The 17370-nt window shown below is 74.0% G+C and carries 17 protein-coding genes; 4 read left to right on the top strand and 13 right to left on the bottom strand.

Features of this window, described 5'->3' with window-relative positions; all coding sequences use genetic code 11:
- Position 1: 1 nt before the first annotated feature.
- The 4 genes from ACIP93_RS29525 to ACIP93_RS29510 all read right to left on the bottom strand — a co-directional run bounded on the left by ACIP93_RS29525 (position 2) and on the right by ACIP93_RS29510 (position 5525).
- On the bottom strand, positions 2-3016 hold the full coding sequence (locus ACIP93_RS29525; RefSeq protein WP_401763477.1) for an AAA family ATPase: 3015 nt from the start codon (positions 3014-3016) through the stop codon (positions 2-4).
- Positions 3013-4179 (bottom strand): exonuclease SbcCD subunit D, encoded by a 1167-nt coding sequence (locus ACIP93_RS29520; protein ID WP_345225245.1) that lies wholly within the window; start codon positions 4177-4179, stop codon positions 3013-3015. Before ACIP93_RS29520 ends, ACIP93_RS29525 begins: the two co-directional genes overlap by 4 nt.
- A 102-nt stretch (positions 4180-4281) precedes the next feature.
- A complete protein-coding gene (locus ACIP93_RS29515) occupies positions 4282-4908 on the bottom strand; it encodes a YigZ family protein (protein WP_345225243.1) in 627 nt (208 codons plus the stop codon).
- A 338-nt stretch (positions 4909-5246) separates the two neighbouring features.
- Positions 5247-5525, bottom strand: a complete 279-nt coding sequence (locus ACIP93_RS29510; protein WP_401763473.1) for a hypothetical protein — start codon at positions 5523-5525, stop codon at positions 5247-5249.
- A 179-nt stretch (positions 5526-5704) separates the two neighbouring features.
- Here ACIP93_RS29510 and ACIP93_RS29505 point away from each other — a divergent pair, with 179 nt between their 5' ends.
- Positions 5705-6112 carry a CoA-binding protein gene (locus ACIP93_RS29505; RefSeq protein ID WP_401763470.1) on the top strand — a complete coding sequence of 136 codons (408 nt, stop codon included), beginning with the start codon at positions 5705-5707 and terminating at the stop codon, positions 6110-6112.
- 51 nt (positions 6113-6163) lie between these two features.
- On the opposite strand, the gene ACIP93_RS29500 is transcribed toward ACIP93_RS29505, so the two are convergent.
- From ACIP93_RS29500 to ACIP93_RS29470, 7 genes are all read right to left on the bottom strand, one after another.
- Positions 6164-6841 (bottom strand): hypothetical protein, encoded by a 678-nt coding sequence (locus ACIP93_RS29500; RefSeq protein ID WP_345225239.1) that lies wholly within the window; start codon positions 6839-6841, stop codon positions 6164-6166.
- A 66-nt stretch (positions 6842-6907) separates the two neighbouring features.
- Positions 6908-7498: an XRE family transcriptional regulator gene (locus ACIP93_RS29495; RefSeq protein ID WP_345226691.1), complete on the bottom strand. Its 591-nt coding sequence runs from the start codon at positions 7496-7498 to the stop codon at positions 6908-6910.
- Positions 7499-7608: 110 nt separating this feature from the next.
- Positions 7609-8394 (bottom strand): acyltransferase, encoded by a 786-nt coding sequence (locus tag ACIP93_RS29490; protein ID WP_345225237.1) that lies wholly within the window; start codon positions 8392-8394, stop codon positions 7609-7611.
- Between the two features lie 189 nt (positions 8395-8583).
- Positions 8584-8808 (bottom strand): hypothetical protein, encoded by a 225-nt coding sequence (locus ACIP93_RS29485; RefSeq protein WP_345225235.1) that lies wholly within the window; start codon positions 8806-8808, stop codon positions 8584-8586.
- A 152-nt stretch (positions 8809-8960) separates the two neighbouring features.
- Entirely contained in the window at positions 8961-9518 is a 558-nt protein-coding gene (locus ACIP93_RS29480; protein WP_401763466.1) for a gamma carbonic anhydrase family protein, read from the bottom strand.
- Between the two features lie 438 nt (positions 9519-9956).
- Positions 9957-10709 carry a DedA family protein gene (locus ACIP93_RS29475; protein WP_401763464.1) on the bottom strand — a complete coding sequence of 251 codons (753 nt, stop codon included), beginning with the start codon at positions 10707-10709 and terminating at the stop codon, positions 9957-9959.
- Between the two features lie 236 nt (positions 10710-10945).
- A complete protein-coding gene (locus ACIP93_RS29470) occupies positions 10946-11383 on the bottom strand; it encodes a DUF4442 domain-containing protein (protein WP_345226688.1) in 438 nt (145 codons plus the stop codon).
- A gap of 145 nt (positions 11384-11528) precedes the next feature.
- Between ACIP93_RS29470 and ACIP93_RS29465 the strand changes: the two genes are divergently transcribed.
- Positions 11529-12665, top strand: coding sequence for a hypothetical protein (locus ACIP93_RS29465; RefSeq protein ID WP_401763461.1), 1137 nt, complete (start codon positions 11529-11531; stop codon positions 12663-12665).
- A gap of 169 nt (positions 12666-12834) precedes the next feature.
- Here the strand turns inward: ACIP93_RS29465 and ACIP93_RS29460 are convergent, their stop codons facing one another.
- Positions 12835-13683, bottom strand: coding sequence for a spermidine synthase (locus ACIP93_RS29460; protein WP_401763459.1), 849 nt, complete (start codon positions 13681-13683; stop codon positions 12835-12837).
- 361 nt (positions 13684-14044) lie between these two features.
- Here ACIP93_RS29460 and tuf point away from each other — a divergent pair, with 361 nt between their 5' ends.
- A complete protein-coding gene (gene tuf / locus ACIP93_RS29455; protein WP_401763456.1) occupies positions 14045-15217 on the top strand; it encodes an elongation factor Tu in 1173 nt (390 codons plus the stop codon).
- Between the two features lie 78 nt (positions 15218-15295).
- Here tuf and ACIP93_RS29450 read toward each other — a convergent pair whose 3' ends face one another.
- Positions 15296-16012 (bottom strand): DNA alkylation repair protein, encoded by a 717-nt coding sequence (locus ACIP93_RS29450; protein ID WP_401763454.1) that lies wholly within the window; start codon positions 16010-16012, stop codon positions 15296-15298.
- Positions 16013-16586: 574 nt separating this feature from the next.
- Here ACIP93_RS29450 and ACIP93_RS29445 point away from each other — a divergent pair.
- Positions 16587-17333, top strand: coding sequence for a TVP38/TMEM64 family protein (locus ACIP93_RS29445; RefSeq protein ID WP_401763689.1), 747 nt, complete (start codon positions 16587-16589; stop codon positions 17331-17333).
- The last annotated feature ends 37 nt before the right edge of the window (positions 17334-17370 follow it).

Below are 17370 nucleotides of genomic sequence, written 5' to 3'. Positions count from 1 at the left end.
CTCAGCCCTCCGCCCCTCTGCGGCGTACGGTCGAGCCCGAACGCCCCTTGAGCACCTCCAACTGGACCGGGATGCGGCGGCGCAGGTCACCGACGTGGCTGACGATGCCGACGCTGCGGTTGCGTTCGCGCAGCGCGTCCAGCACGTCGATCACCTCGTCGAGGGTCGCCTCGTCGAGGCTGCCGAAGCCCTCGTCGATGAACAGGGTGTCCAGGCGCACTCCGCCCGCCTCGTCGGTGACCACGTCCGCGAGACCGAGGGCCAGCGCGAGGGAGGCGAAGAAGGTCTCGCCGCCGGACAGGGTGGAGGTGTCGCGCTCGCGGCCGGTCCAGGAGTCGACGACGTGCAGGCCGAGTCCGGCCCGCCTGCTGCCCGTTCCGCCCGAGCGTTCGTCGGAGTGGACGAGGGTGTAGCGGCCGGCGGACATCCGGTGCAGGCGGGTGGTCGCGGCGGCGGCGACCTGTTCGAGGCGGGCGGCCAGGACGTAGGACTCCAGGCGCATCTTGCGTTCGTTGTCGGCGGAGGTTCCGGCGGCGAGTCCGGCGAGGCGGGCGACCCGCTCGTAGTCGGCGCGCAGCGGGCCCAGCCGACGGGCCTCCTCCTCGGCCTGCCTGCCCAGGCGGGCCAGTGCGGCACACCGGTCGCGGGCGGCGTCGTACGCCGAGGTGGCGTCCCGCTGGACGCGCTCGGCGGCGTCCAGCGCGGCCTGCGCCCGCCCGGGAACGGCGGCGGGCCCGGCGGCGGCCTCGGCGGCGTCCGTCTCGCGCAACCGCTCGGCGACGGCGGCCCGTTCGGCCTGCCAGGCGTCGATGCGGTCCTGGAGGGCGTTCTGCTCGCGGTGGTCGAGCAGGGCCCGCGCCGCGTCTCCGGGGGTGGCGAATCCGGCCCTGAACGCGGCGTCCGCGAGGGCCCCGTCGGCGCTCTTGAGGCGCTCGGCGGTGTCCTCGTACGCCCGGACCGCCTGCGCCGCCTCCGCCAGCAGGGCGGCCCGGCGGGTGAGGGTGGCGAACTGCTCCTCGACGCTGCCCGCACTGCCGCGCGCCCTCGTCAACTCCTCCTCGATTACGGCCAGTTCGCGTTCGATGGCCTCGCGGTGGGAGGTGCGGGCGGCGCTGCGCCGGTCCGCCTGCTCGCGGGCGTCGAGACGGCGGGCGTGCTCCTGCTCCGCGCGGGCGAGCTCCTCCCGGGCGGCGTGCATGTCGCCCGCGCTGGCGTGGGCGTCCGCGTGGTCCCGGCGCAACTCCCCTTCCAGCTCGGCGAGTTCTTCAACGCTCGCGTCTCCGGCCTCCGCCCGGGCGGCCGCGTGGTCCTGCCGGAGCTGCGACAGGGCGCTCTCGGCCTGCGCCCTGGCCTCGTCGGCCCGCCCGTAGGCGTCCTCGGCGCGCTGTTCGGCGTCCCGGTCGACGTGTCCGGCGCCGGCGCGGGCGGGGGCGGGGTGGGCGGTGGCCCCGCACACCTTGCAGGCCTCGCCGTCGCGGAGTCCGGCGGCGAGTTCGGCCGCGATGCCGCTGAGCCTGCGTTCCCGCAGGTCGAGCCAGTGCTGGCGGGCGTCGCCCGCTGCGTCCCTGGTGTCCCGGAGGTGCCGGTCGGCACCGTCCGACTGTCGGCCGAGCGCGTCGCGGCGGCGGGCGGCGGCCAGCCGGGCGGCGGCCGGAGCGAGCTGCGACTCCAGTTGCCCGGCACGCGTCGCGGCCGCCTGCGCGGTCTCGATCCGCTCCTGGAGCCGCTGTCGTACGGTGTCCCATCCGGCGAGCCAGTCCTCGGCGTCCTGGCGCACGTCCTCGTCCGCGCGGGCCTCCCGGTCCAGGGCGGCACGCTCGGCGGCGATCTCGGCGCTGCGCCGCTCGGCCCGGCGGGCGGCGTCGAGGCCGCCCAGTTCCTGCCGTATCCCCCGCTCCCGCTCGGCGAGCTGGTCGGCCCCGGCGTCCGCGAGGGAGGCCGGGAGGCGGGTGCGGGCCTGCTCGTAGAGGCGGGCGGCGTCACGGTGTTCGCGTTCGGCGGTGTCCCGCAGGGTCAGGGCGGGGGCGACCCGGTCGGCGGCCCTGGCCAGGTCCTGGCGGGCGCAGAGGTCCTCGAACTGTGCCCGGCGTTCGTCCAGCGCGGCGGCGCGGCGGCGGGTCTCGGCGTACCGCTCCTGGAGCCGCAGCAGTTCCCGCTGCTCCTCCAGTACGTGCCGGGCGGCGGCCCGCCTGCCGTCGGCGGCGGTGACGGCGCAGGCGGCCAGGTCGCGGCGCTCCACGGCTCCGCTGCGGGCGACGGCGGCCCAGGCCAGGACGGCGGCGGCGAGTCCGGGGTCGCCGGGCCGCTGCTCGGGGCGGGGCAGGTCGCGGGCGGCGGGCCCGGCGGCCTCGGCGGTGCGTTCGGCGAGTGCGAGGAGGCGGTCGTCGCCCTGCTTGACCTGCTGTTCGGCGGTGCGGCGCAGTTCGGCGAGGCGCTCTTCGACGGCGGCGAAGCGGCGGGTGTCGAAGAGCTTGCCGAGGAGTTTGCCGCGGGCTTCGGCGTCGGCGCGCAGGAAGCGGGCGAAGTCGCCCTGCGGCAGCAGGACCACCTGGCAGAACTGCTCGCGGTTCATCCCGACGAGCTGGGTGATCTCCTCGCCGATCTCCCGGTGCGAGCGGCTCAGGGCCTGCCACTGGCCCGTCCCGGGGTCGCGCTCGCGCAGCCAGCTCTGCGCCTTGTCGGTGATGAAGCCGGCCCGGTTGCCCTTCTTGGGGCGCAACTGGGCGGGACGGCGGGTGATTTCGAGCCGCCGGCCGCCGACGGTGAGGTCGAGGACGACCTCGGTGGGCACGCCGGGCGCGGCGTGGTCGCTGCGCAGGGTGAGGCCGCGCCCGTCGCGCACGCCGGGGACCGATCCGTAGAGCGCGAAGCACACGGCGTCCAGGACGGAGGTCTTGCCCGCGCCGGTGGGCCCGTGCAGCAGGAACAGTCCGGCGGCGTTGAGCGCGTCGAAGTCGACGCGCTGGGGGGCGCCGAAGGGCCCGAAGGCGGTGACGTGCAGGGAGTGGAGTCTCACCGGGCCACCTCGCGCACCGTCTCCTCGACCCGCACGGCGTCGAACGCGCCCCGCAGAACGGCCCGTTCCCGTCCGTCGGGTCCGCTGCCGCCGCGCACGTGCGCCACGAAGTCCTCCGCGATCTGCTGGTCGTCCCGGCCCTTGAGCCGCTGGGCGTACGAGAGGTGCTCGCCCTCGGGCCCGCGCTCGGGGGCGAAGACGAGGCTCACCGTGTGCGGGAAGCGGGCGCACAGGCGGGCCATCGGGTCCAGGGGCCGCACCGGGTCGGTGAGGGTCGCCTCGACCCAGGAGCCCTCGTGGCGGTCGAGCGCGGGGTCGTCCAGCAGGTCCTCCAACTGGCCCCGCAGCCGGGCGAGCGGCCGGGGCACTGGGCAGTCGAGCCGCTCGGCGGCGATTTCGCCGCCCGGCCCGAGGTCGATCAGCCACATGGTCTTGCGGTGGTTGACCTCGGAGAAGGAGTAGGCGAGCGGCGAGCCGGAGTACCGGACGCGTTCGGAGACCGTCTGCGCGCCGTGCAGGTGGCCCAGCGCCACGTAGTCGACGCCCGCGAACACCCCGGCGGGGACGGCGGCGACTCCGCCGACCGTGATGTCGCGTTCGCTGTCGCTGGGCTCGCCGCCCGCGACGAAGGCGTGGGCGAGGACGACGGACCGCGTTCCGGCGGGGCGGGCGGCGAGGTCGGCGCGCACCTGGTCCATGGCGGCGGCGAGCACGTCCTCGTGCCGGGCCTTCGCGGCCCCGAGCTGGTCGCGTACGAGAGCGGGCTCCAGATAGGGCAGCCCGTAGAACGCGACGTCGCCGTGGCCGTCGGACAGCACGACCGGGGTGGCGCAGCCGGCGGGATCGGTCCGCAGGTGGATTCCCGCCCGCTCGATGAGGCCGGCGCCCACGCCCAGGCGGCGGGCGGAGTCGTGGTTGCCGGAGATCATGACCGTCGGCACGTTCTCGGCGGCGAGGCGGTGCAGGGCCTGGTCGAAGAGCTGCACGGCGGCGAGCGGCGGCACCGCGCGGTCGTACACGTCCCCGGCGACCAGGACGGCGTCCACCTCGTGCTCGCGGACCGTCGCCACCAGGTGGTCGAGGTACGCGGCCTGGGCGTCGAGCAGTCCCACCCGGTGGAAGGACCGGCCGAGGTGCCAGTCGGACGTATGCAGAAGCCTCATGGTTCACGAGAGTAAAGGGAGGGTCCGACGATCAAGGCGGCAACGGGGGAATCCGCCGCCCCACGGGCCTCGTGACCCGCTGTGCCCCCTGCTCCACGGCCCTCAGGCATCGCCGTACGCCTCTCCGCCGAGCGCGAGGGAGGCCGTTCCGGCCGTCGCGTCCGCGAGCCAGCCGCGGAAGGCGTCGACATCGGCGTCCGGCAGCCCGATCTCGATGGTGACGGCCTCCGCGTACCGCACCTCGCGCACGGAGCGCCCGGTGGCCCGCAGGTCGTTCTCCAGCTTGCCCGCGCGCTGGTGGTCGACGGTGACGGTGGCCAGCCGGAAGCGCTGCCGGGTGATCGTCCCGAGCGCGTCGAGCGCCTCGCCGACCGCTCCCCCGTACGCCCTGATCAGGCCGCCCGCGCCGAGCTTGACGCCGCCGTAGTACCGGGTGACGACGGCGACGACGTACCGCACCTCGCGGCGCATCAGCATCTGGAGCATCGGCACCCCGGCGGTGCCGCCGGGCTCGCCGTCGTCACTGGCCTTCTGGACGCCGGCGTCGGCCCCGACGACGTAGGCGTAGCAGTTGTGCGAGGCGGTGGGGTGCTCCTTGCGGACGCGGGCGACGAAGTCCTGCGCCTCCTGCTCGGTGGCGGCGGGCGCGAGGGCGCACAGGAACCGGGATCGGTTGATCTCGGTCTCGTGCACGCCCTCCTGGGCGACGGTCCGGTACTGCTCCTGCATCCGCCCACCCTATGCGGCCTGCGGATACGCGCGCCCGCCGAGGCGTTCTCGGGCCCTGGCGCCCCGGCCGGGGGCTTGCAGGTCCGCGACGAGTCCCTGGAGGAGGGGGCCGACCACGGCCTGGGCTGCCGGGGCGTCTTGACGCAGTGCGCGCGCCGCCACTGGGCTTCGCGCCGTTGGGCGTTGGTGGCGTCGTACCAGCCGGGAAGGCGGCGCCAGTCCGGTTCCCCGGGGACGATGCGCTCGTATGCGGAGGGCTGCTGGGCGGGCAGGGCGGACGGCGGCACGTGGGAGGGCTCCCCTCGGAGTTCCTGACTGATCGCGGGTGCCGGTGGGAGTCAGCCCCGGCCGGCGCCGGTGAGGAGGGGGGCCCAACGGGTGCGCGTCGCCCGCTCGAGGACCTTGCGGGTGACGCCGGTCGGGAAGCCGGCCGCGTCGTGGGCGACGAGGACGGCGGCCGACGGGGTGGGTCCGGCGGCGGCGAGTTCCTCGCGGCCCTGCTCGCGCAGTTCGTCGGCGGAGGGCTCGGCGGTGCCGGGCCGGAGCCGTACGACGGCGACCGGGCGCTGCCCGAGGCCGTTCTCGGCGGGGACGCCGAAGACGGCGCACTCCTGCACGACATGGCCGCGAGTGCCACGGGCCGCAGCCCAGGTCGCGGCGCTGTCCGGCCGTCCTGGGCTGCGCGCACTCCCCGTCCTCTCTTCCGCGCGGATGTGGGAGCCTTCCACGCATACGGAGTCAGTCGGGCTCGCCGGCCATGTTCAACTCGACGGACCACAGCACTGAGGAGAAACACATGCACGAGGAACAGCGACTGATCCGCAAGATCCTCACGGAGTCCGGGAACACCTGGGCCGTGGTGGGCCTGTCCTCGAACCAGGAGCGCGCGGCCTACGGAGTCGCGCGGGTCCTTCAGCAGTTCGGCAAGCGCGTCGTCCCCGTTCATCCCAAGGCGGAGACCGTGCACGGCGAGCAGGGGTACGCGTCCCTCGGCGCCATTCCGTTCCCCGTCGACGTGGTGGACGTCTTCGTCAACAGCGACCTCGCCGGAGCGGTCGCGGACGAGGCCGTCGCCATCGGTGCGAAGGCCGTCTGGTTCCAGCTCGGCGTCGTCGACGACGCCGCGTACGAGCGCACCCGCGCCGCCGGCCTCGACATGGTCATGAACCGCTGCCCTGCCATCGAGATTCCGCGCCTGGGCTGAGGCTGGGCGATCAGGAGCGGACGCCGCGACCGGCAGGCCGCGGAGCGCCGCTCAGCGCACGGGCGGGCAGGGCCGTCCGTGGGCCGCCGCCCGCGCCTCGAAGCCCGGGGGCAGCCAGCCGTGGGAGAGCAGGCGGGGGTGGGCCGGGAAGGCGGCGTGGGCGGCGAGGACGAAGATCAGGGAAGCCCAGAGGCTGTGCAGGCGGACGGTGGTGTAGCCGCGGCCGTTGATGTCGTGGAAGGCGCACTCGAAGGTGTCCGGGGCGGCCAGGTCCATGGTGGCCAGGCCGGGCCAGCCCAGGTCGAGCCAGGTCTCGGGGTGGGAGTAGATGGCGCGCCGGTCGGTGACGGTGAGTTCGCCGAGGCCGTTCTCCATCACCCAGCGGGGCTGGGCGGCGGCCATCGCCTGGTTCCTGCGGCTGGCATTGCTCATGGCGTTGACGGCGAGCGCCCCGACGACGAAGCCGGTGGAGCCCATCGCCATGGTGCTGGTCTGGGTGTACGAGCCGTCGCCGAGCGGCCGCCAGGTGGAGCGGGCGGCGGGGCCCGCGGCCAGCGAGAGTTCGCCGGGGGCGAGGCGGGTGGTGGTGGGCAGCGGGGGCCGGTTGCACAGCAGGCCCCGGGTGAGGTCGTGGACGACACCGCAGGTGTAGAGGAGGTGGTCGTCCAACGGGCCCCAGGGCGGCTGCCCCTGGCCGTGTGCCTGCACCGGCAAAGTGTGGTCGTTCACTGCGCTTCCCCGTTCCGGTCGACGCACGACATCGTAGGACTCCCCGGGCCCGGCAGTCGACGTCTTCTACCGGGCGTGCGGCACCGGTCTGGCCGGCGGCACCGAGACCGCCATGGTCATCTCCATGGGCTCCGTGCCCTCGTTGGCGTACGCGTGCCGTACGTCCCCCTCGAACGTCACCGAGGTGCCCGCGGGCACCCGGTGGGCCGTGCCGTCCACCAGCAGGGTCAGCTCCCCGCGCGTCACGCGCAGGAGTTCGACGGTGCCCGGGGGGTGCGGGTCGGAGGCGCGGGAGTCGCCCGGCATCAGGAGCCAGGACCAGAGTTCGAGGGGGCCCGCGCTCTCGGTGCCGACGTGGAGGGTGGCGTGGCCGCCCGCTCCGGTGGACCACATCCGTACGGCCTGCTCCGGCGTCACCAGGCGGACCCGGGTGGTCTGCTCCTCGTCGAGGAGGGTGGTGATGCTGATGCCCAGGGCGTCCGCCAGCTTGACGGTGGTGCCGACGCTGGGGTTGGTGCGGGCCTGCTCGATCTGGATGATCATGCCGCGGCTGACACCCGCGCGGGCGGCCAGCGCGTCGAGGGTGAAGCCCCGTTCACCGCGCCAGCGCCTGAGGTTGCGGGCGAGCGACTGCGTGAGCTGGTCGAGGTCCGACACGTACCGTTCCGTCCCAGAAGTGGCCAGGCCGTGCAATGCGTTGGACGGCTGGTCCACTTTACTGGAATCCACTGGACCGACGGGAACGCCCGTGCGGGTCCGGGATCGCCTCAGGAGGCCTCCCCCTCCGCCAACTCGGCCAGCGCGACGAGCTGTTCCGGCGTGATGTCCGCCGGTATCGGCACGGGCGCGGGCGTGCGCAGCGGCGGCTGCCAGCCCTTCTCCTCGTCCCAGGTGCGTACGACCTTGGCCGGTGCGCCCGCGACCACCGCATGGTCGGGGACCTCGCTCCGGACGACCGACCCGGCGGCGACGACGACGTTGCGGCCGAGCTTCGCGCCGGGCAGGATCACCGCGTTGGTGCCGATCCAGCAGCCCGGCCCGATCGACACGGGCGCCATGCGCGGCCACTGCTTGCCGACGGGCGTCCCGGGGTCGTCGTAACTGTGGTTGGTGGTCGTCACGTAGACGTGCGGCCCGAAGTAGACGTCGTCGGCGATGGTGACGGTGGTGTCCGCGATGATGTGGCTGCCCCGGCCGAGGACGACGCCGTTGCCCAGGGTGAGGATGGGGTCGGGGCCGAGGTCCAGGCCCGGCATCAGGCCGGCCGTCAGCGTGACGTTCTCCCCGACGATGCAGTGGTCCCCGAGGTGGATCCAGGGTTCGCCGAAGACCGTGCCCTGCGGGAAGGCCAGCTTGCTGCCGTGGCCGAGGGAGCCGAAGCGCAGCTTCCCCGGCCGTTGCGCGCTCACCGCTCCGGCCTGCTGGACCAGCCGCCAGCCCTCGTGCACGGCCCGCGTCGTCGCGCGCCGCCGCCAGTGCGAGGCCGCGGCGAGGGCTCCCGAGACCGGGGCCGGGAGGGCGGGAAAAGAGAACGTGTTTCTGTTCTTCGGCACCCGCACACGGTAGTCGGCGGCGCGGAGGCCGGTCACCGCCGTGACCTGTGATCTTCGCCCCACGCCCGGCCTGCGCGCGAGGGCCGTACGGAGCACTGGGACGGTGCTCCGTACGGCCCTGCGTACTGCTCCGGGTACTGCGAAGGGTCGGACGCGTGAGGTCAGACCCTCTGGGTCAGGCCCTCGGGGTCAGAGGAGCCCGAGGCCCAGGTCCAGGTCCAGCAGATTGTGGTCATGACCGTGCCAGTGGTGGTCACAGTGCCAGCCCCCGTGGTGGTGCCAGCAGCGGTCGGCCGCCGCGGTCGCCCTGGCCGACTGGTCCGCCGTGCTCGCCGAGGCAGTGCCTGCGAGGGGCGCGATCGCGATGGCTGCCAGGGCCGAAGCCGCCACCGCTCGTCCGATTATGGCGCGCATACTGATCTCCTAGGTGAGGAGGAATGGGACACATTCAGGCATACCGTGCGCCATTCGTCGTATGACAGGGCTGGACGGGTTACGCCCGTTCGGACCCGTAGTGCGGCCGTTCGGACCCGTGCGGCTTGCGCGGTGGCGACCGGGGGTGTGCGTCAGGCCCCGGACGCGTCCCGTTCCCGCGCCGCCGCCGCGTGCTGCGCCGCCAGGTCCCGGTACATCAGGGCGTTGACCTTGATGCCCTCGCGCTCCTCCTCCGTCAGCATGCGCCGCACCTTCGCCGGCACGCCCGCGACCAGGGACCCCGGCGGCACCACCATTCCCTGCGGTACCAGCGCCTGGGCGGCCACCAGCGAGCCCGCGCCGATCACCGCCCCGTTGAGCACGGTCGCGCCCATGCCGACCAGTACGTCGTCCTCGACGGTGCAGCCGTGCAGCACCGCGTTGTGGCCGACCGAGACGCGCTCGCCGACGGTCACCGGGAAGCCGGGGTCGACGTGGACGGTGCAGTTGTCCTGGATGTTGGAGTCCGCGCCCAGCACGATGGGCCCGCAGTCGCCGCGCAGCACCGCGTGGTACCAGACGCCGGCCCCCGCGGCGAGCGTCACGTCGCCGACGACCACCGACGTGGGGGCGGCGAAGGCGTCGTCCGCGAGCTTCGGCTGCTTGCCGCCGATGCCCATGATCAAGGGCCGGCCTGCTGTTTCCGTCATGATGGGGTCCTTGTGCGTACGTTGTCGGGTTCTGCCGCGCCGCTGTCCTTGCCCGGCACCGTAGACGACGCCGCCCGGGCACGACGGAGCGGGGTGGCGCGTGACCGCCCCGGGCTGCGTCCCGCCCGGTCCGTGCCGCCGCCCCCTGCGCGGTGGTCGGCCGGAACGCCGCGCACAGGTGGTCCGCGTACCTCCGCTCGGTCGTCCCTCCCCGGGAGCACCGCCCGTGCCCCGAAACACGGGCGTCGCGCGGCAGCGACCAGCTCCGCGAAGCACGGGGGGCGCTCCGGCGGTGGACGCGCGCGGGCCGGGACGTGGCCGCCACCGTGCCCGCCGCGTGCGCGTCGTCGGCGCTGGGCGAGGCGCGCGAAATGCGCCACGCCCCCGTCGCCGTGGTCGGCGCGGGGGCGTGGGCGGGAGAACGCAACTCGCGGGGGGTCAGTCGGCGCTGGCGGAAATCTTCTCCCGCTCGGCCGCCGACTGGGCCGGGGCCCCGGGGCGCGCGGCGGCCGACGACGGGGACTCCGACGCCTGCTCCGCCCGGTCCCCCTGGCCTGCCTGGCCCGCCTGCTCCGCCTCCGTCTTCGCCGCGGCCTTCTTCGCCCGGCTCTTCAGCACCAGCATGGACCCGATGCCGAAGGCCACGGCCAGCAGCAGACCCAGCCACGAGAACCTCTTCAGCCACGCCTCCGCGACCACGCCCACCGAGTAGATGACCGCCGTCGTGCCGCCCGCCCACAGAATGCCGCCCAGCACGTTGGCGATCAGGAACTTCCAGTACGGCATGCGCAGCACACCCGCCAGCGGCCCCGCGAAGATCCTCAGCAGCGCGACGAAGCGGCCGAAGAAGACCGCCCACATGCCCCACTTCTGGAACGACCGTTCCGCCATCGCGATCTGCGCGTCCCCGAAGTGCTTGGGGAACTTCCCGGCCATCCAGGCGAGCAGCGGCCTTCCGCCCCGGCGGCCGATCGCGTAGCCGATCGAGTCGCCGATGATCGCGCCCGCCGTGGCACACGCGCCCAGGACGTACGGGTCGATCTCACCGTGCTGGGAGGCGAGCAGGGCCGAACTGACGAGGACGATCTCACCGGGCAGCGGAATGCCGAGGCTCTCCAGACCGATGACCACCCCCACCAGGATGTAGATGCTGACCGCAGGCACGGTCTCCAGCCATTCCTGGACGTGCAAAGCCGGTTCCTCCGTCGTACGTGGATCTCTGGCGCTCAAGCGAACTGCCCGGCCCGCGCCCCGAAGGCGCACGCCGGGCAGCCTACCCCCCTGGACGGGCCGCGGCGGCTGCGTCCCGGAGGCCGCACTCGTGGTCGAATCCGGCCGTCGAGGACGTCACCGCCGGCGTCCGCGGTCTCGCACCGACGGCGGACGGCAGGACGCGGAAGGGCCCCGGGTCAAGGGGGCCCGGCAGGTCACTTGTTGGGCCGCAGCGTCCAGACGACCGTCATCTCGCCCGTGACCGCGCCGTCCTCACGGGTGATCGCGATCTCGACCGGGAACTCCGGGCGCTCGCCCGCGTCCAGCTCCGCGACGACGTCGGCGACCGGGCGGCCGAGGGTGGCGGTCGCCGTGACCACGCCCATGGCCAGCTTCTTGTAGCCGATCTCCGCCTTGACGGCCAGCGGCACGGCACGCGTGAGCTGGTCGCCGAACGCGGCGATCACGATCGCGCCGCTCGCCGACTCGGCGAGGGTGAACATCGCTCCGGCGTGCGGTCCGCCGACGTGGTTGTGGTAGTCGGCCCGGTCCGGCAGGCGGACGACGGCCCGCTCGGGGGTGGTCTCCAGGAACTCCAGCCCCAAGGTGCGGGCCATCGGCACGGTGGCGGCGAGCATCTCGCCGACGGACATCTGATCTGCGCTCATGGCCGTGATGTTACCCACGAGTAGTCAGACTTGGCCATCCCCTCCGCCCGCACCTCCTGCGAAGCCTTCACCGTCTCCCTCCAGGGGCGACGGTGGCTCCCGCTCTCGCACACCTCTATGGTTACTGGCCATGTGGCCAGGACAGCAGCCGCCCGGGGGCGAGCAGAACCCGCAGGACCAGAACCAGAACCCGTACCAGCAGCCGGGGTACCAGTCGACGCCTCCCGCCGGGGGGCCGCCGACGCCGCCCCCTCCGCCGGGGCAGCCGCCGACGCAACCGCCGGGCGGGTACCAGCAGCCGGGTTACCACCAGCCGCCGACCCAGCCCGGATACGGCTACCCCGCCGCCGCGCCGACGCCCCCGCCCGGCGGCTTCGGTCACCAGGAGCCGTACACGGTGCCGATGCAGGCGGGTCCGCCCGGACCCGGCGGTCCGGGTGACGACCGCAAGAAGACGGTCATCACCGCGGTGGTCGCGGGCGTGGTGGTCGTCGCCGCCCTCGCGGTGACCGGCGTCTTCGTCCTGAGCGGCGACAAGGAGGAGAAGCCGCCGGCGGCCGCTCCGAAGGCCTCGCAGTCCGGCGCCGACGGGGACTCCAAGCCCGCCACCGCCGCCCCGAGCGCACCCGCGCCAGGCGCGGGCGGCACGGGCAACCCGCGCGCGGGCATCGACGCCAAGCCGACCGTCCCCGGCTGGAAGGTCGTCATCAACCCCAAGCACGGCTCGATCTTCGACGTGCCGCCGGAGTGGGACGTCCAGTCGACCGACACGTACATCGGCTTCGAGGACGCCAAGAACCCGACCGGCCCGCCGATCGCCATCATGTCCGCGCCCGCCACGCTCAAGGAGCAGTGGTGCGTCACCGACGAGGACAACGACGGCGACCAGGACAAGAGCGCCCTCTCCCACGTGGGCACGACCGGCAGCATCAAGGGTGCGAAGGACACCGCGGAGGTCGCCCAGGGCCAGGCCGGCAACTGGGTCTTCGGCGGCTACGACCAGAAGCGCACCGGCAAGATCAACGTGACGAAGGGCAGGCCCTTCACCACCACGGCCGGTGTGGCGGGCAGCATCTCCGTCGGTACGGCGGTCGGCGTGAAGAAGGCCAACAAGTGCGCGTCGGACGGCAAGTCGTACGCCTTCGGCTTCAAGAACGCGAAGGGCGACTTCAAGACCTGGGTCTTCCACAGCGCCAAGGGCGTCAAGGACGAGGTTCCGGACGCGACCGTCATGAAGATCCTGGGCACGCTCCGGCTGGTGAAGTGATCCGCTCCGCCCGGTGACGCGACCCGCTCCCCCGGCCCCGCTGAACGGGCGTCCGGCACCACGGAGGTGCCGGACGCCCGTCCGCCTTTTCCGGTGCGTTCCCGGGCCTCACCCGACGATCCGGTACGTGCCCGGGGCCTCGCCGGACGATCCGGTACGTGCCCGGGCCTCACCCGATGCCGAACGCCCCGGCCGGCGGCTCGGGCGAGGCCACCGCCTCGGCGTCGGGCACCGGGGCCGCGCCCTTGACGAAGCGCACCAGGGAGTCCCCGTGCTCGACCCGGGCGGGGAAGGCGTCGGCGGCGGCGCGCCGCGCGAGGGCGGCGGTGTCCAGGGGGGCGCGCGAGGCGACCAGGACCGCGTTGCCGAACCGCCGCCCGCGCAGCACCCCCGGCTCGGCGATCAACGCCAGCTCGGTGAACTCGCCGCGGAACGTAGCGAGTTGGGACCGCAGAAAGCCGAACGGCGCCCCGTCCGCGAGGTTCGCCACGTACACGCCGTCCGCCCGCAGCACCCGGGCCGCCTCCCGCGCGTACCCCACCGACGTGAAGGCGGCGGGCACCCGGGAGCCGCCGAAGACATCCGCGATCAGCACATCGGCGGAGGCGTCCGCCGCCCCTTCCAGCCAGCGCCGCCCGTCCGCCCCGTGCACGGTGACTCCCGCGCCCCCGTCCGGCAGCGGCAGGTGCTCGGTGACGAGCCGGAGCAGCCCCCGGTCGGCCTCGACGACCTCCTGCCGCGACCCGGGCCGCGTGACGGCGACGTAGCGCGGCAACGACAGCCCGCCCCCGCCGAGGTGCAGCACGTCGAGCGCCTCCCCGGCCCCGCCCACGCCGTCCACGACGTACGCGAGCCGGCGCGCGTACTCGAACTCCAGGTGGGCGGGGTCGTCCAGGTCGACGTACGACTGCGGCGCCCCGTCGACGGTGAGCAGCCAGGCCCGGGGCCGGTCGACGTCGGGGAGCAACCTGGCGACGCCGCCGTCCACCTCGCGTACGACGGGCACGGATTCCTTCATCCGTACATTCTCCCCCGGACCCGCCGGGGTCCCCGCCCCGCCGGCGCCTGCCGGAAAACCATTCGCCGGACGCGGGCGGATCGGCAATGATCTGGCTCATGTTCCGGTACGCCTTCCTCGCAGCGCCGTCCGCAGTCGCGGACGCGCCGAAGGCTGCCGTCCTCGCACACCTCGCGGCGTCCGCGCACCTCGCGGCAGAGGCCGCATTCCCCGCAGCAGTCGCAACTGCTGCCGCAGCGCCCCTCGACGGCGCCCGAAGCTGACCCTTCCCGGAGCGCGTCCGGCGGACCCCGTACGGGGAGGGTCGGCAGGCCCAGGGGGTCCACTCACGCTTCGCGTCACTTCGCAGAGGAAAACAGCCATGCCCAAGACGGCATACGTCCGCACCAAGCCGCACCTCAACATCGGCACCATGGGTCACGTCGACCACGGCAAGACCACGCTCACCGCCGCCATCACCAAGGTCCTCGCCGACCGGGGGGCCGCCACCTTCGTCCCGTTCGACCGCATCGACCGGGCGCCGGAGGAGGCGCTGCGCGGCATCACCATCAACATCAGTCACGTCGAGTACGAGACCGACACCCGCCACTACGCCCACGTCGACATGCCCGGCCACGCCGACTACGTCAAGAACATGGTCACCGGCGCCGCCCAACTGGACGGCGCGATCCTGGTGGTGTCCGCGCTCGACGGCATCATGCCGCAGACCGCCGAGCACGTCCTGCTCGCCCGCCAGGTCGGCGTGAACCACATCGTCGTCGCCCTCAACAAGGCCGACGCCGGGGACGACGAGCTGACCGACCTGGTCGAGCTGGAGGTCCGCGAACTGCTCACCGCGCACGGCTACGGCGGCGACGCCGTCCCGGTCGTCCGCGTCTCCGGCCTCAAGGCCCTCGCGGGCGACCCCCGTTGGGAGGCGTCCGTCGAGGCGCTGCTCGACGCGGTCGACACCTATGTGCCGATGCCCGAGCGGTACGTGGACGCGCCGTTCCTGCTCCCGGTGGAGAACGTCCTCACCATCACCGGGCGCGGCACGGTCGTGACCGGTGCCGTGGAGCGCGGCACGGTGCGGATCGGGGACCGGGTGGAGGTGCTGGGCGCGGACATCGAGACGGTGGTGACCGGTCTGGAGACCTTCGGCAAGCCGATGGACTCCGCGCAGGCCGGGGACAACGTCGCGCTGCTGCTGCGCGGAGTGCCCCGCGACGGGGTGCGCCGGGGGCACGTGGTGGCCGCGCCGGGCAGCGTGACGCCCGCGCGCCGCTTCGTCGCGCGGGTGCACGTCCTGTCGGCCGGGGACGGCGGGCGGACGACGCCGCTGACCTCCGGTTACCGGCCGCAGTTCTACCTCCGCACCGCGGACGTGGTCGGTGACGTGGACCTGGGCGAGGCCGCCGTCGCGCGTCCCGGCGAGACCGTCACCATGACGGTCGAACTCGGCCGTGACGTGCCGCTGGAGGCGGGCCTCGGCTTCGCGGTCCGCGAGGGCGGCCGCACGGTCGGCGCGGGCACCGTGAGCGAGGTGCTCGGGTAGGGGGTCCGGGAGGGGCTGTACGGTCCGCGTCCGCGCGGGTCCTTACGGCCCCTTCTGCCGTCCCGTGCCGTGCCGTGGTCAGAGGTTCCGCAGGGCCTCGCGCACCGACAGCGGGGAGAGCGTGTCGCGGTGGGCGTCGACGAAGGCGCGGACGGCCGCCGGGTCGGTCTTCGCGTATTCGCGCAGGCACCAGCCGATGGCCTTGCGGAGGAAGAAGTCGGGGTGGGCCGCTCGGCGTTCGCAGTAGGCGAAGAGGCGGCCGCTGTCGGTGGCGGCCCGGAAGCGCAGTTGGTGGAGGAGGGCGGTGCGGGCGACCCACGGGTCGTCGTCGCCGATCCAGTCGTCCATCACGCGCTTCAGCCCGGGGTCCGCCGCGACCAGCGCGCCGACGACGTGCGCGGCGAGCAGGTCGACCGTGTCCCACCAGGAGGTGGTCGTGATCAGGTGCCGGGCCGTCGGAAGGAAACCGGAGGAGAGGCGTCCGGCGTGCTCGCGCACGTAGTCGACGGCGAAGTAGTGGTATTCGCGTTCCGGCAGGGCCCAGCAGCGCAGGGCGATCTCCGTGCAGTCGGCCTCGTCGGGGCGCGGCGTGCCGGCGAGGACGGTGCGGGAGAGGGCGCGGCGCTCGGGGGTGGGAATGCCGAGGAAGGGGGCGATGTGCTTCATGTACGCCGCCACCTGCGCCGCCCGTGCCGGGTCCGCGGCGGCCGGGTACTCGGTGGTGAGCCGCGCCATGACGGTGTCGGCGAGCGCGCCGTTGGGGCCGCTGTCGCCCGTACGGGTCAAGCCGGTCATGCGGTGCACATTACGGCGATCACACGCGTATGTCAGTTAGTCTCCCGGGATGTTCGACCACGCCTCTGGGGCCACGCCCCGCACGGACGCACCGCACACGGCCCCCCCGTGCACGGACCGCTCCGACGCGGACGGACCCCGCACGGGCAGAGTCACGGGCACCGCCGCCGGGGAGGACCCCGACACGGCCGACACCGACACGGAGAGCCCGAGCCCGGACGCCCACGGCACGGTCGGCCATGGCACGGACGGTCCCGGCATGAAGAGCCTCAGCTCGGACGGCACCGGCACGGCCGGCCATAACACGGACGGTTCCAGCACGGAGAGCCTCAGCCCGGACGGCACAGGCACGGACGGCCCCGGCATCGAGAGGCCCCGCCCGCACGGCACAGGCACGGACGGCCCCGGCATCGAGAGGCCCCGCCCGGACGGCACAGGCACGGGCGGCACCGGCACGCACGGTTCCGGCACGGACGCCCCCCGCACAGAGAGCCGCACGGACGTCCCCGGCACGGAGACCCCCCGCCCGGACGGCACCCGCACCCGCACCACCCGTTCCGGCGCTCCCGCCGCCGTGCGCTTCGCGCGCGTGCTGCTGTCGCCCTGGGCGCGTCTCGCGCTGCTCCTGGTCGTCCTCGCCTCCGCGGCGACCGCGGTCCTGCTCTACGAGCCGCAGAAGATGCTGGCCGACGGCTGGCCGCCGCAGTGGGGCGGGGCCATGGCCGCCGTCCTCTTCGGGGTCGCGTACGGACTGTGCACCGTGGCCTTCGTACCGCGCCCGATCCTCAACCTGGCGGCGGGCGCCCTCTTCGGCACCGCGCTCGGTCTCACCACGTCCATCGGCGGCACCGTGCTGGGCGCCGGCATCTCCTTCGGGCTGGGCCGGCTGCTGGGCCAGGACGCGCTGCGGCCCATGCTGCGCGGGCGGGTGCTGCTGGCGGCGGACGGGGTGCTGAGCCGGCACGGGTTCCGGTCGATGCTGGCGATCCGGCTCTTCCCCGGGGTGCCGTTCGCCGCCGCGAACTACTGCGCGGCGGTCTCCCGCATGCGGTACCTGTCCTTCCTGACGGCCACCGGCCTCGGCTCGATCCCCAACACCCTGGCGTACGTCATAGCGGGCAGCGAGGCCTCCTCACCGACCTCCCCGGCGTTCCTGATCTCGACGGGGTTCATCGTGGTGTCGAGCATCGCCGGGGTGGTGGTGGCCTGGTGCAAGCGGCACTCGATCGGCCGGTCCGCGGTGCCGGCGTCCGCCGACGCCCCCTCGGACCCGGCTCCCGAACGGGCGAAGGCCCCCGCGCTCCCCCTCTCGCACAAGTGAACTCCCGGCGGCGGCACCGGGCCACGCCCGACGCCCG

Source organism: Streptomyces sp. NPDC088745 (genome assembly GCF_044751045.1).
GTDB classification, from domain to species: domain Bacteria; phylum Actinomycetota; class Actinomycetes; order Streptomycetales; family Streptomycetaceae; genus Streptomyces; species Streptomyces cremeus.
This window is presented reverse-complemented; position numbering and strand designations above follow the sequence as displayed.

Excerpts from the sequence above, each read along its gene's own strand:
- ACIP93_RS29505 (WP_401763470.1), top strand. The coding sequence starts at position 5,705 with ATGCACGAGGAACAGCGACTGATCCGCAAGATCCTCACGGAGTCCGGG.
- ACIP93_RS29470 (WP_345226688.1), bottom strand. The coding sequence starts at position 11,383 with ATGTCCGTCGGCGAGATGCTCGCCGCCACCGTGCCGATGGCCCGCACC.
- ACIP93_RS29480 (WP_401763466.1), bottom strand. The coding sequence starts at position 9,518 with ATGACGGAAACAGCAGGCCGGCCCTTGATCATGGGCATCGGCGGCAAG.
- ACIP93_RS29450 (WP_401763454.1), bottom strand. The coding sequence starts at position 16,012 with ATGACCGGCTTGACCCGTACGGGCGACAGCGGCCCCAACGGCGCGCTC.
- tuf (WP_401763456.1), top strand. The coding sequence starts at position 14,045 with ATGCCCAAGACGGCATACGTCCGCACCAAGCCGCACCTCAACATCGGC.
- ACIP93_RS29465 (WP_401763461.1), top strand. The coding sequence starts at position 11,529 with ATGTGGCCAGGACAGCAGCCGCCCGGGGGCGAGCAGAACCCGCAGGAC.
- ACIP93_RS29485 (WP_345225235.1), bottom strand. The coding sequence starts at position 8,808 with ATGCGCGCCATAATCGGACGAGCGGTGGCGGCTTCGGCCCTGGCAGCC.
- ACIP93_RS29515 (WP_345225243.1), bottom strand. The coding sequence starts at position 4,908 with ATGCAGGAGCAGTACCGGACCGTCGCCCAGGAGGGCGTGCACGAGACC.
- ACIP93_RS29520 (WP_345225245.1), bottom strand. The coding sequence starts at position 4,179 with ATGAGGCTTCTGCATACGTCCGACTGGCACCTCGGCCGGTCCTTCCAC.
- ACIP93_RS29460 (WP_401763459.1), bottom strand. The coding sequence starts at position 13,683 with ATGAAGGAATCCGTGCCCGTCGTACGCGAGGTGGACGGCGGCGTCGCC.